At 48.6% G+C, this 13009-nt stretch carries 10 protein-coding genes; 8 read left to right on the top strand and 2 right to left on the bottom strand.

Going from position 1 to position 13009, the window contains the following annotated elements:
* Window positions 1-313: 313 nt before the first annotated feature.
* A complete protein-coding gene (locus XMG59_RS02005; protein ID WP_173481580.1) occupies window positions 314-547 on the top strand; it encodes a hypothetical protein in 234 nt (77 codons plus the stop codon).
* A gap of 69 nt (window positions 548-616) precedes the next feature.
* Here XMG59_RS02005 and gltA read toward each other — a convergent pair whose 3' ends face one another.
* A complete protein-coding gene (gltA, locus tag XMG59_RS02000; protein ID WP_173481579.1) occupies window positions 617-1897 on the bottom strand; it encodes a citrate synthase in 1281 nt (426 codons plus the stop codon).
* 455 nt (window positions 1898-2352) lie between these two features.
* On the opposite strand from gltA, the gene sdhC reads away from it, so the two are divergent.
* The 4 genes from sdhC to XMG59_RS01980 are packed head-to-tail and all read left to right on the top strand — an operon-like array spanning window position 2353 to window position 5567.
* Window positions 2353-2730, top strand: a complete 378-nt coding sequence (sdhC, locus tag XMG59_RS01995) for a succinate dehydrogenase, cytochrome b556 subunit (protein ID WP_173481578.1) — start codon at window positions 2353-2355, stop codon at window positions 2728-2730.
* Entirely contained in the window at window positions 2724-3071 is a 348-nt protein-coding gene (gene sdhD / locus XMG59_RS01990) for a succinate dehydrogenase, hydrophobic membrane anchor protein (RefSeq protein WP_173481577.1), read from the top strand. Before sdhC ends, sdhD begins: the two co-directional genes overlap by 7 nt.
* A 3-nt stretch (window positions 3072-3074) precedes the next feature.
* Window positions 3075-4850 (top strand): succinate dehydrogenase flavoprotein subunit, encoded by a 1776-nt coding sequence (sdhA, locus tag XMG59_RS01985; RefSeq protein ID WP_173498136.1) that lies wholly within the window; start codon window positions 3075-3077, stop codon window positions 4848-4850.
* 12 nt (window positions 4851-4862) lie between these two features.
* Window positions 4863-5567, top strand: a complete 705-nt coding sequence (locus tag XMG59_RS01980) for a succinate dehydrogenase iron-sulfur subunit (protein ID WP_173481575.1) — start codon at window positions 4863-4865, stop codon at window positions 5565-5567.
* A 222-nt stretch (window positions 5568-5789) separates the two neighbouring features.
* Here the strand turns inward: XMG59_RS01980 and XMG59_RS01975 are convergent, their stop codons facing one another.
* Entirely contained in the window at window positions 5790-7082 is a 1293-nt protein-coding gene (locus tag XMG59_RS01975; RefSeq protein WP_173498135.1) for a hypothetical protein, read from the bottom strand.
* Between the two features lie 314 nt (window positions 7083-7396).
* Here XMG59_RS01975 and XMG59_RS01970 point away from each other — a divergent pair, with 314 nt between their 5' ends.
* Genes XMG59_RS01970 through lpdA form a run of 3 tightly spaced genes read left to right on the top strand, consistent with a single transcriptional unit; the run spans window position 7397 to window position 12982 of the window.
* Window positions 7397-10228, top strand: coding sequence for a 2-oxoglutarate dehydrogenase E1 component (locus tag XMG59_RS01970; RefSeq protein WP_173498134.1), 2832 nt, complete (start codon window positions 7397-7399; stop codon window positions 10226-10228).
* A 47-nt stretch (window positions 10229-10275) separates the two neighbouring features.
* A complete protein-coding gene (odhB, locus tag XMG59_RS01965; protein WP_173481573.1) occupies window positions 10276-11490 on the top strand; it encodes a 2-oxoglutarate dehydrogenase complex dihydrolipoyllysine-residue succinyltransferase in 1215 nt (404 codons plus the stop codon).
* A gap of 52 nt (window positions 11491-11542) precedes the next feature.
* Window positions 11543-12982, top strand: coding sequence for a dihydrolipoyl dehydrogenase (lpdA, locus tag XMG59_RS01960; protein ID WP_173483186.1), 1440 nt, complete (start codon window positions 11543-11545; stop codon window positions 12980-12982).
* Window positions 12983-13009: the final 27 nt, after the last annotated feature.

The raw sequence follows: 13009 nt of genomic DNA, 5'->3' as shown, positions 1-13009 counted from the left end.
GGCTCGCTTTTTTGTTTATATTTTTTTCTGAAAGAGCGGATGACAGGCTGAAAGCCAGTCACTGCGACTCCGTAGCTAAGTCTGCACACCGGTGACTGGCTTTAGCCTGTCATCCGCTGTTTGGTTTCAATGTAGACTCAAGAATTGTCTGGAACAGTAGATGACAGACTGAAGTCAGTCACTGGTACTGCGGAAAATAAAACCACGTCAGTTGAATTTAACTCACCTATTCTGTGAAAAAGCCTCTCTTGCTGACTAATACCTTGGTCGAATATATTAGCGCCAACTTAATTAAACAGTGGAGGATGACCTCATGTCACAGATCCTTGATCAAAAAACACTTCTAGAACTTCTAGACAGCAACGACCTAAGCGAGTCAGAAAAGATCGCTCTGGTTGAGTGGAATGCAAAACAGATTCGTCGCTCTGAATTGGCAGCGCTTGTTGTTCAGGCTCAGAAAAAAGCGTCTAAAGTAGCTGCGCAGGTTGTTAATCATCGTGCTATCCAGCAGGTGTTCAGCTCACCGTTGATGCGTACACAGCACTAATAACTGTCTTGTGCTAGACAATAAAAAACCCCGCTACAGCGGGGTTTTTTTATGGGGCGCTATTAGCGATTAAGCGCGTGGGTGCTTGCGCTTAGGCGCACCAGTATAAAGCTGGCGTGGACGACCGATCTTGTTCGGGCTTGAGTGGAACTCGTTCCAGTGTGAGATCCAGCCGATCGTTCGTGACAGAGCGAAAATAACGGTAAACATAGAGGTAGGGATACCGATCGCTTTCAGGATGATGCCTGAGTAGAAGTCAACGTTAGGGTAGAGTTTACGGCTAACGAAGTATTCATCTTCTAGCGCGATGCGCTCAAGCTCTTTAGCGATGTCTAGCATTGGATCATCCGTGATGCCCAGTTCAGCCAATACTTCATCACAGGTCTGTTTCATAACGCGTGAGCGTGGGTCAAAGTTGCGGTATACGCGGTGACCGAAGCCCATTAGACGGAATGGATCGTTTGGATCTTTTGCTTTCTCGATGAATGCTGGGATGTTCTCAACAGAACCGATCTCAGCAAGCATCTTCAATACAGCTTCATTTGCTCCACCGTGAGCCGGACCCCAAAGTGCTGCGATACCCGCTGCAATACAGGCAAATGGGTTAGCACCTGATGAACCAGCAAGGCGAACAGTTGAAGTAGACGCGTTCTGTTCGTGGTCTGCGTGAAGTGTGAAGATCTTATCCATCGCGCGTGAAAGCACTGGATTGATTTTGTAATCTTCACAAGGTGTCGCAAACATCATGCGTAGGAAGTTATCAGCGTAGCCAAGATCATTACGTGGGTAGATGAATGGCTGACCGATTGAGAATTTGTAACACATCGCCGCTAGCGTAGGCATTTTAGCGATGAGACGGTATGCACAGACTTCGCGGTGGTGAGGATCATTAATGTCCAGTGAGTCGTGGTAGAAAGCGGATAGCGCACCTACGACACCACACATGATCGCCATAGGGTGAGCGTCACGGCGGAAACCGTTGTAGAAAGAGCGAAGCTGCTCATGAACCATAGTGTGTTGGTTCACAGTGTAGTCAAATTTAGCTTTCTGCTCTGGAGTAGGGAGTTCACCATTTAGAAGGAGGTAACACACTTCTAGGTAGTCTGAGTGCTCGGCCAGTTCTTCGATTGGGTAACCGCGGTGAAGAAGAACACCATTAGCGCCGTCAATGTATGTGATTTTTGATTCACAAGAGGCTGTTGATACAAAACCTGGGTCGTAAGTAAACAGGCCTTCACCTGTTAGTGGGCGAACGTCAACAACATCTGGACCTTCTGTGCCGTGATAAACCGGCAGTTCGATCTCTTTATCTACACCGTCTACTACTAGACGAGCTTTCTTATCAGCCATGGTTGGCTCCTATCTATTTCCGTTACTGCTTAATATGGGTATTTAAGCATCTTAGAGCTCTTCTGAGGTTGGCTCAGAACTCTTTAAGGCCTGATCACTATAGTGAGCCCAAAGTGATTGTCAATCGTCAATTGTTGCAGTGCAAAAGCTATAAAGTAAGGACAAAAAGCTATAAGTCGAATTTATGCGCTCTGGCGTATGAATCGCGTCGGAACTGTACATGGCCCTATTAAACCATTGGCTAATAGGGCCTTAGATTGATTGTCAAAAGCCTATCAATTGTTATAATCAGCCTCCGAAAATTGCGCGCTGCAATATGTGAATATTCATATGAATATTTGTCATAAACGTGCAGTTTTAATCGTCGTCCTGAGTAGTTGACTCTGTCACTACCGAATCAGGTACTTACTAGTAAACGAGGCCCCGGAGAGGGCACATAAGTGTGAACTAGAGCCGTGAACAAAAAACGACCTGTAAATCTCGATTTGAGAACCATTAAGCAGCCTCTACCGGCTGTGACTTCAATTCTGCACCGTGTCACTGGTCTGATTCTATTTGTCGGTACCATTTTCATGATGTACGCACTGAGCCTTTCTCTTGAGTCTCAAGAGGGTTTTGATGCAGCAGCTGCACTTCTAACAGAATCATTCATTGCCAAGTTCATCGCTTGGGGTCTGTTGTCTGCACTTCTGTACCACTTCTTCGCAGGTATCAAGCACCTTGTTATGGATGCGGGTTACTGTGAAGAGATTGAATCTGGCAATGCGGCTGCGAAAGCAACGCTTGCGATTTCAGCTATCTCCATTGTGCTAGCAGGAGTTTGGGTATGGTAACTTCGGTAACAAGCTTTGGCCGTAGCGGCCTTTACGATTGGATGATGCAGCGCGTAACTGCGGTTGTCCTTGCAGCTTACACGATCTTCATGATCGGCTACATGCTGCTTAACCCTGAACTAGATTACAACCAGTGGTCAGCACTGTTTGAAGGTACTGCAATGCGTATCTTCACACTGTTAACACTGCTTTCATTGGTTGCGCATGCTTGGATCGGTATGTGGTCAATTTCTACCGACTACATTAAACCAACTGGCATTCGTTTCGTATTCCAATCTGCCTGTGGCCTGCTCGCGTTTGTTTACGTGGTGTGGGGTATTCAGATTCTTTGGGGGGTTTAATAGATGTCTAAGCTACGTACGCTTACATTTGATGCAATTGTTGTCGGCGGTGGCGGTGCAGGTATGCGCGCAGCCCTTCAACTTGCACAGTCAGGTTTAAACACTGCGTGTGTTACAAAAGTATTCCCAACACGTTCACACACAGTATCTGCACAGGGTGGTATTACTTGTGCAATCGCGAGTGCGGATCCAAACGACGATTGGCGCTGGCACATGTACGATACCGTTAAAGGTTCTGACTACATCGGTGACCAAGACGCGATCGAATACATGTGTTCTGTAGGTCCTCGTGCGGTATTCGAACTTGACCACATGGGTCTTCCTTTCTCTCGCACAGAGACAGGTCGTATCTACCAGCGTCCATTTGGTGGTCAATCTAAGAACTTCGGTGAAGGTGGTCAGGCTGCACGTACTTGTGCTGCGGCAGACCGTACCGGTCACGCACTGCTTCACACGCTTTACCAAGCGAACATGAAGTCAGGTACTACCTTCCTAAATGAGTGGTTTGCAGTCGATCTCGTTAAGAATGCAGACGGCGCCGTTGTCGGTTGTATTGCGATCTGTATCGAAACGGGCGAAACCGTTTACATTAAAGCGAAAGCAACTGTTCTTGCGACGGGTGGTGCGGGTCGTATCTACGCATCAACAACAAACGCATTGATCAACACTGGCGACGGCATGGGTATGGCACTTCGTGCTGGTATCGCTGCGCAAGACATGGAGATGTGGCAGTTCCACCCAACCGGTATTGCGGGTGCAGGTACGCTGGTAACTGAAGGTTGTCGTGGTGAAGGTGGCTATCTAGTCAACAAAGATGGCGAGCGCTTCATGGAACGTTACGCTCCTAATGCGAAAGACCTTGCCGGTCGTGACGTTGTTGCGCGTTCAATGATCCTAGAGATCCTTGAAGGCCGTGGCTGTGGTCCAGACGGCGATCACGTCTACTTGAAGCTTGATCACCTAGGTGAAGAAGTTCTTCACTCACGTCTACCAGGTATCTGTGAGCTTTCAATGACATTCGCAGCGGCTGACCCTGTGAAAGAGCCAATCCCAGTGGTTCCAACCTGTCACTACATGATGGGTGGTGTGACCACTAACATTGGTGGTCAGGTGATTAACCCAGATCCTGAAACAGGTGAAGATAAGATCGTTGAAGGTCTATTCGCTTGTGGTGAGGTTGCATGTGTATCGGTACACGGTGCTAACCGTCTAGGTGGTAACTCACTGCTAGACTTGGTTGTCTTCGGTCGTGCTGCAGGTCTCCAGATCGAACAGCAGATGCGCGAAGGTTACGAAGTTAAAGACGCTACTGAAGAAGAGATCGAGGCAGCAATGGCCCGTCTTAACCGTCTAAATAACTCGACTGGCGGTGAGAAAGTTGCGGATATTCGTAAGGATCTTCAGCAGTGCATGCAGCTCTACTTTGGTGTATTCCGTGACGGCGATGCCATGCAGGAAGGTTTGACTAAGCTTAAGGCAATCCGTGAGCGTGTAGCGAACGTATACCTTGAAGATAAGACTGGGTCATTCAACACGGCACGTCTTGAAGCGCTAGAGCTTGAGAACCTAATGGAAGTCGCTGAGGCAACTGCCATTGCAGCATATGAGCGTAAAGAGTCTCGTGGTGCACATGCTCGTAACGACTTTACTGAGCGTGATGATGAAAACTGGTTGTGTCACTCAGTTTACTACCCACAAACGAAAACGCTGGGCAAACGTGCCGTGAACTTCGCTCCGAAGACCATGGAAGCGTTCCCACCTAAAGTTCGTACATATTAAGGAGTCGTTACGATGCTAGTAAGTGTTTATCGTTACAACCCTGAGATTGATGATGCTCCCTACATGCAGGATATCCAGATCGATATCCCTGGTGGCAAGGACATCATGGTGTTGGATCTTCTACACCTTCTCAAAGAGAAAGATACATCAATGACATTCCGTCGTTCTTGTCGTGAGGGCGTATGTGGCTCTGACGGTTTGAACATGAACGGTAAGAATGGTCTTGCGTGTATTACTCCTCTTTCTGAAGTGGTTAAGAACGACAAGCTGGTTCTTCGTCCACTTCCAGGTCTTCCGGTTATCCGTGACTTGGTTGTCGATATGGGTCAGTTCTACAAGCAGTACGAGAAGATCAAACCATTCTTGATCAACGATACTCCGGCTCCAGCGATCGAGCGCCTGCAGACTCCTGAAGAGCGTGCAGAGCTAGATGGTCTATACGAGTGTATCCTCTGTGCTTGTTGTTCAACCTCTTGTCCGTCGTTCTGGTGGAACCCAGATAAGTTTGTCGGCCCATCAGGTCTTCTACAGGCTTACCGTTTCCTAGCGGACAGCCGTGATACAGCAACGAATGAACGTCTTGCAGAGCTAGATGATCCATTCAGCGTATTCCGCTGCCACGGCATCATGAACTGTGTGAATGTATGTCCTAAAGGTCTTAACCCAACCAAAGCGATTGGTAAGATCCGTAACATGCTGATCTCACGCGCAACCTAATATTAGGTTGAAGCTCAAAAAAAACCCGCCTTGGCGGGTTTTTTTATGTTTGCGATGAGGTGGCTGGTAAATACTGCTAGAGCCGATGACAGGCTGAAGGCCAGTCACGGCAGCTCCGTAGTTAGGTCTCTTTACTGGTGACAGGCTGAAGCCAGTCACCGTCGCTCCGTAGATAAGGTTGTGCATTGGTGACAGGCCTTCAGCCTGTCATCCGCTGCCCGATTACCCTCCAAACTCTTGATACAGATACAACACCCCAAAACAGACCGGCATCATCACCAAGGCAAAGGGCAGGTTAGCTTTTAGAAGGTCTCTGGCCCTTACCCCATAGCGCGCCTGAAGCAGTATCTGGTTTCCCGCAAGTGGTGACAGAGTTACTCCCATGGACCATGAGAAGAGTAGTGTGATTCCCAGTAAATTATGGTCGGTTACTACAGGCAGTAGCAGAGCACCTGCTATTAGATTGCTGGTCACAGGGTGGACGCCAATCATTGATAATCCCACCAAAAAAGTGAGCGTTATTGTGGCTTCTGAAAATCCAAAGGTGTCGGGGGTTAGGTCAGCTCCTGTTGCGTTGATCACAGAGCTAAAGCCTGTCGCTAGAACGGATGCTGCGACAAACAGTGATACTTCCCCAGATGAGCCGTTAAGCCCTTCAAAAACATGAGATTTAAAGGCTTGGCTTTTACCGATCATGGGCGCAATGAGTAGTGCAGCCAAAATGCTAAGCAGAGAGACTTGAAGAATGACTGATGTGCTTGGATACCAGTAGTGTGTCAATAATACAGTCGTAGCCAATCCGACCGGAAGAGCGAGACTGTTGATTGATACGGGGTAGCCAATAAAGGGTGAAGATTCACTCTTCTTAGCTATCTGCAGGTAGGTAAATAGAAGAGCGATAACCGTGCTGGGCAATCCCCAGATCACCAGTGTGAATAGCTGAGCGTCTGGTGCACTTATCAGCGTGACACCCATTGCTGCAAAGAAGGGTGACCAGAAGGCACATAAACCAAATGCACGGGCAATGACGACACCTTGCGCAGCGTTAAGCTCACCCGAGCGTTGAATGCGATCGGCAACGATTTGTGAAGCAGAGATGTTAATGACCGATGCAATGGCGTGCGTGCCGAGCAGCGTTTTCAGAAGAGAGACGTTGCCAGTGCTTGTTTGCTCATCACTTCTAATATGGGTAATAACTCTTAAAAATGAGACGGCTACCAGCAGTGCGATAATCATTTGGTTGGCTTTCAGTAGTGTCAAAAGATCAATCGAATTTGGATTGATGACAGTTGCAAGCGCAATCAATACTCCCCCTATGACTAGAAGGGTGCCTATTTGGCGTTTCTGCTTTTGCTTTAAATGCTCAAATCTAAAGCCAAGGTAACTCCAAATCAAAATTCCGGCTCCATAGGATAGGTCTGCAATCCCAAATTCGGTGATAAGGGTGAGTAGTGTCGCTAGAGCCAAGGTTGGGCTGGTAAGGCGTTGTGTGATGTTCAAAATAGGGAGTGTCATTTCATTTAGACTAAAGTGTATAAAATAGTTTAAAAAGCTCTTACTTAATAGCCTAAAAGAACTAAAAACGGCCGTTAAAAGCCCGTAGAATTAACTTATTCCAAAACGCGATAAAACATTGATTACTTTAGTATTAAATCGACAAAACTGCGGTGTTCAGGGTTGAATAAAAGGCGTAAACTACGCAGGTTTTATTTGGTTGCGATACCGAATATTGCGCTGAAAAATGGAAATTAGAAGCATAAGGGCGATGGATGAAGAGGCTTCACAAGAGCTTCGGAGGTCCCGTACCCCACAACGAGGGTAAATATATAATGCAAGACGGTCTGATGGAGCAGCTGTGGAAGAATGCTCATCTATACGGCGGCAACCTCTCTTACGTAGAACAGCTATACGAAACGTACCTTTTAGATCCAAACTCCGTTCCCCCAGAGTGGCGTGAAGAGTTTGATAAACTCCCTAAAGTCGGTGAAAACATTACTCCTGATGTTCCTCTTGCACCGATTCGTGAACATTTCCAATACATTGCTAAGAATCAAAAACGTGCACAGCCTGCAGCGGTATCCTCTGTCAGCTCTGAACACGAGCGTAAGCAAGTTCGCGCGCTAGCCCTTTTTGATGCTTACCGTATGCGTGGACACCAGATCGCCAAGATCGACCCACTGAATCTGCTAGAACGTGCAGAAGTGGCCGACCTTAATCTGCGCTACCACGAACTTTCAGAAGCAGATTTTGATACAACTTTCCAACTCGGTAGTCTGCAGTTTGGCCGCGAAGAGGCGACACTGCGCGAGATCCTTCAGGATCTTCAAGAGACTTACTGCAGTTCGGTAGGTTCTGAGTACATGCACATTGTGAACACTGAAGAGCGTCTATGGCTTCAGTCTCGCATTGAGCCAACTCGTGCACACCCAACGGTTGAGCCTGAGAAGAAACTCATGGTCCTAGAGCGCCTAACGGCAGCTGAAGGTCTAGAGAAGTACCTTGGCTCCCGATTTGCTGGTGCTAAACGATTTGGTCTTGAGGGTGGTGAATCTCTGATCGTCTCTTTGAATACTCTGATCCAGCGTGCTGGTAAGCAGGGTGCTAAAGAGGTTGTGATCGGCATGGCACACCGCGGTCGTCTTAATACACTGGTTAACATCTTCGGTAAAAACCCGGCTGACCTGTTCGGTGAGTTCGAAGGTAAGAAGCTGGTTGATTCATCGGGTGACGTTAAATACCACCAGGGCTTCTCATCTAACGTCAATACTGACGGTGGTGAGGTGCACATTGCGATGGCATTCAACCCATCTCACCTTGAGATCGTAGCGCCAGTGGTTGAAGGTTCGGTTCGTGCCCGTCAGGATCGTCGTGAAGATCCAGTCGGTAATACGGTAGTTCCTGTTAACATCCACGGTGATGCAGCCTTTGCTGGTCAGGGTGTTGTTATGGAGACATTCCAGATGTCTCAGACACGCGCTTACAAGACAGGTGGTACAATCCACATCGTGATCAACAACCAAGTTGGCTTTACGACCTCTAAGCAAGAGGACGCTCGCTCTACAGATTACTGTACCGACGTTGCTAAGATGATCGAAGCGCCAATCTTCCACGTTAACGGCGACGACCCAGAAGCGGTTCGTTTCGTGACACAGTTGGCGGTTGATTACCGTAACGAATTTAAGAAAGACGTTGTTATCGATCTAGTCTGTTACCGTCGTCGCGGTCACAACGAGGCGGATGAGCCAAGCGGTACTCAACCGTTGATGTACGACGTCATCAAAAAGCAGAAGACCACACGCGATCTATACGCAACTAAGCTGATCGAAGAGGGTGTAATCACTGCTGAACAGAGCAAAGAGATGGAAAAGTCTTACCGTGCGGCGCTAGAAAATGGCGAACACGTGGCGCACTCTCTTGTGCTTGAACCAAACACTAAGATGTTTGTCGATTGGGCACCTTACCTTGGGCACCAATGGTCGTTTGAGTGTGATACTCGAGTCGACATTAAAGTGCTTCAAGAGCTTGCGGCGAACATTGCTGAAACCCCTGAACACTTCAGCGTGCAGCGTCAGGTCTCTAAGATTTATGACGACCGTAAACGCATGGCAGCCGGTGCTATGGCGGCTAACTGGGGCTTTGCAGAGACTTTGGCTTACGCGTCAATTCTTGCAGAAGGACACCCAGTCCGTTTGACGGGTCAGGATGTTGGTCGTGGTACCTTCTCGCACCGTCACGCGGTTCTGCACGATCAGAAAGATGCGACGACTTACGTACCCCTTCAGAATATGGACAAGGATCAACCTAAATTCACGATCCACGATTCATACCTGTCTGAAGAGGCGGTATTGGCCTTTGAATACGGTTACTCAACCACAACGCCAAACTCGTTGGTGATCTGGGAAGCGCAGTTCGGTGATTTCGCCAACGGTGCTCAGGTTGTGATCGACCAGTTCATCACATCAGGCGAAGCGAAATGGCAGCGTCTATGTGGTCTGACTATGTTGCTACCTCACGGTTTTGAAGGTCAGGGTCCAGAGCACTCGTCTGCTCGTTTGGAACGCTACCTACAGCTATGTGCTGAGCACAACATTCAGGTTGTTGTCCCTACAACTCCATCGCAGATCTTCCACCTATTGCGTCGTCAGGTGGTTCGCCCACTTCGCAAACCTTTGGTGGTCATGACGCCGAAGTCTCTGCTTCGTCACAAGCAGGCGATCTCTACTCTAGAAGAGTTAGCGGATGGCACCTTCCAACCGGTAATTGGTGAAGTGGATCAGCTTGATAAGTCGAAAGTGAATCGTGTTGTGATGTGTAGCGGTAAGGTTTACTACGACCTATACAACCGTCGCGAAGAGCTAGAGAAGCAGAATGTTGCGATCGTTCGTATTGAGCAACTCTACCCATTCCCAGAGGCGGATCTGGTGGACGAGTTGAGCCAATACCCTAATCTTGAATCGGTTGTTTGGTGTCAGGAAGAGCCAATGAACCAGGGCGCTTGGTACTGCAGTCAGCACCACATGCGCAACGCTCTACGTAAAGTGAAGCCAGAGATTCACCTAGACGGTGTGGGTCGTCCACACGCTGCAGCGCCTGCAGTAGGTTACATCTCTGTTCACGTTGAGCAGCAAGAGAAATTGGTTAACGACGCCCTAAACGGTTAATAAAGAATTCGTTCGTACGACGAGCAGAAGGCAAGAAAGGAAAAATCATGTCAATCGAAATTAAAGCACCTACGTTTCCAGAATCAGTAGCAGACGGAACTGTTGCAACTTGGCACAAGCAGCCAGGTGAAGCGGTTTCTGCCGATGAACTTATTGTCGACATCGAAACCGATAAAGTGGTTCTTGAAGTTGTCGCTCCAGCCGACGGTGTGATCACTGAAGTCCTAAAGGGCGAAGGTGAAACGGTTCTTAGCGAAGAGATTCTTGCTAAGTTTGAAGCGGGTGCAGCCGGTGCGGCAGCTCCAGCAGCAGAAGCAGCGACTGAAGCGGCTCCAGCAGGTGACGCTGAAAAAGTAGGCCCAGCCGCTCGTAAACTGATTGATGAGAACGGTCTTGATGCTAGCCAGATCCCTGGCACGGGTAAAAATGGTGGCATCACTAAAGAAGACGTTATGAACTTCATGGCGAACAAGCCGGCTTCTGCTCCTGCTGCAGCAGCACCTGCAGCCGCTCCTGCTGCAGCCCAGCCAGCTGTATCGGTAAATGTTCCAGCAGGTGAGCGTGTTGAGAAACGCGTCCCAATGACTCGTCTACGTGCAACCATCGCTAAGCGTCTAGTTGAAGCGCAACAGAATGCTGCGATGCTAACAACGTACAACGAAGTGAACATGAAGCCTGTCATGGAGCTTCGTAAACAGTACAAAGATCTGTTTGAGAAGACTCACAACGGTACACGTCTAGGCTTTATGTCCTTCTTTGTTAAAGCGGCGACTGAAGCACTAAAACGCTTCCCAGCGGTTAACGCATCGATCGACGGTAACGACATGGTCTACCACGGTTACCAAGATATTGGTGTCGCTGTATCGACTGATCGTGGCCTAATGGTGCCAGTATTGCGCGATACGGATGCGATGAGCCTTGCAGAAGTAGAGGGCACTATTGCAGACTTCGGTAAGCGTGGTCGTGAAGGTAAGCTTGGCATGGAAGATATGCAGGGCGGTACATTCACAATCACTAACGGCGGTGTGTTCGGCTCATTGATGTCGACACCAATCCTTAACCCACCACAGACAGCTATCTTGGGTATGCACAAGATCCAAGAGCGTCCAATGGCGGTGAATGGTCAGGTTGAAATCCTACCAATGATGTACCTAGCACTCTCTTACGACCACCGTATGATCGATGGTAAAGAGGCGGTACAGTTCCTTGTAACAATTAAGGACCTGCTGGAAGATCCAGCGCGCATGCTCCTAGACGTTTAATGCGAATCGCATTCTAGGAATCTTTAAAAAGTTACTGAGATAGGAAAGAGTAATGTCTGATAAGTTTGACGTAATTGTAATCGGTGCTGGCCCTGGCGGTTACGTAGCAGCGATTCGTGCAGCACAGCTTGGTTTGAAAACAGCTTGTGTTGAAAAGTGGATTGATGAGAAGGGCGGTACTGTCCTAGGTGGTACCTGTCTAAACGTAGGTTGTATCCCATCGAAAGCGATGCTTGAAACAACTCACAAACTTCACGAGGCTCAACACGGCTTCGCGGCTCAGGGTATCGTTGCTGAAAACGTATCGATCGACCCTAAAGCGATGGTTGCTCGTAAAAATGGCATCGTTAAGAACCTAACCGGCGGTATTGCGGGTCTGTTTAAAGCGAACGGTGTCACAACCCTTGCTGGTACAGGTAAACTTCTAGCGGGTAAGCAGGTTGAAGTAACCGCTGCTGACGGCTCTGTCTCTACTTACCAAGCTGACAACGTGATCCTTGCATCAGGTTCAGTTCCTGTAGAGATCCCACCAGCACCTCTTACAGAGGGTCTAATCCTAGACAACGCAGGTGCGCTGGATATCGATGAAACCCCTGAGCACCTTGGTATCATCGGTGCCGGTGTTATCGGTCTAGAGATGGGTTCTATCTGGGCTCGTTGTGGCTCTAAAGTGACCGTTCTAGAAGCGATGGATGACTTCCTAGCCCTAGCGGACCAAGACCTAGCGAAAGAGGCTAAAAAGCTTCTAACCAAACAGGGTTTGGACATCAAGCTGGGTGCACGTTGTACTGGCACTGAGATCGTTGATGGTAAAGCGGTAAAAGTTAAATACACCGATTCAGAAGGCGATAAAGAGCTTGTTGTTGATAAGCTGATTGTTGCTGTCGGTCGTCGCCCACAAACCAACGGTCTTCTAGCTGAAGATTCAGGTGTCTCTCTGGATGAGCGCGGCTTCATCTTCGTTGACGAAAACTGTCGTACCGGTGCACCAGGCGTTTACGCAATTGGTGACTCAGTACGTGGCCCGATGCTTGCACACAAAGCATCAGAAGAGGGCATCATGGTTGCAGACATCATTGCAGGCCACAAAGCGGCAATGAACTACGACTGCATTCCTAACATCATCTACACTTTCCCTGAGTTGGCTTGGGTCGGTAAGACCGAACAGCAGCTTAAGGCGGAAGGTATCAAATACAAGAGTGGCAAATTCCCATTCGCAGCGTCTGGCCGTGCCATGGCAGCGAATGCGACAGAGGGCTTCGTTAAGATGCTCGCTGATGAAGCTACCGACCGTATTCTTGGTGTACACATCGTTGGTGGTATCGCCTCTGAGCTGATCGCTCAGGGTGTTATCGCAATGGAATTTGCATCAAGCGCGGAAGATCTGCAGTTGACCGTATTTGCTCACCCAACCGTGAGTGAAGCGATCCACGAAGCAGCTCTAGCTGTGGATAATCACGCTATCCACATTGCGAATCGCAAAAAGCGTTAATCGCAGAACAGGGAGCGCTTCAGGCCA

It is taken from the genome of Marinobacterium sp. xm-g-59, from assembly GCF_013283315.1.
GTDB lineage: Bacteria > Pseudomonadota > Gammaproteobacteria > Pseudomonadales > Balneatricaceae > Marinobacterium_E.
This window is presented reverse-complemented; position numbering and strand designations above follow the sequence as displayed.

What these genes read in the sequence shown, in the direction of transcription:
- XMG59_RS02005 (WP_173481580.1), top strand. Translation starts at nt 314, where the DNA reads ATGTCACAGATCCTTGATCAAAAAACACTTCTAGAACTTCTAGACAGC.
- gltA (WP_173481579.1), bottom strand. Translation starts at nt 1,897, where the DNA reads ATGGCTGATAAGAAAGCTCGTCTAGTAGTAGACGGTGTAGATAAAGAG.
- sdhD (WP_173481577.1), top strand. Translation starts at nt 2,724, where the DNA reads ATGGTAACTTCGGTAACAAGCTTTGGCCGTAGCGGCCTTTACGATTGG.
- sdhA (WP_173498136.1), top strand. Translation starts at nt 3,075, where the DNA reads ATGTCTAAGCTACGTACGCTTACATTTGATGCAATTGTTGTCGGCGGT.
- XMG59_RS01980 (WP_173481575.1), top strand. Translation starts at nt 4,863, where the DNA reads ATGCTAGTAAGTGTTTATCGTTACAACCCTGAGATTGATGATGCTCCC.
- XMG59_RS01975 (WP_173498135.1), bottom strand. Translation starts at nt 7,082, where the DNA reads ATGACACTCCCTATTTTGAACATCACACAACGCCTTACCAGCCCAACC.
- XMG59_RS01970 (WP_173498134.1), top strand. Translation starts at nt 7,397, where the DNA reads ATGCAAGACGGTCTGATGGAGCAGCTGTGGAAGAATGCTCATCTATAC.
- odhB (WP_173481573.1), top strand. Translation starts at nt 10,276, where the DNA reads ATGTCAATCGAAATTAAAGCACCTACGTTTCCAGAATCAGTAGCAGAC.
- lpdA (WP_173483186.1), top strand. Translation starts at nt 11,543, where the DNA reads ATGTCTGATAAGTTTGACGTAATTGTAATCGGTGCTGGCCCTGGCGGT.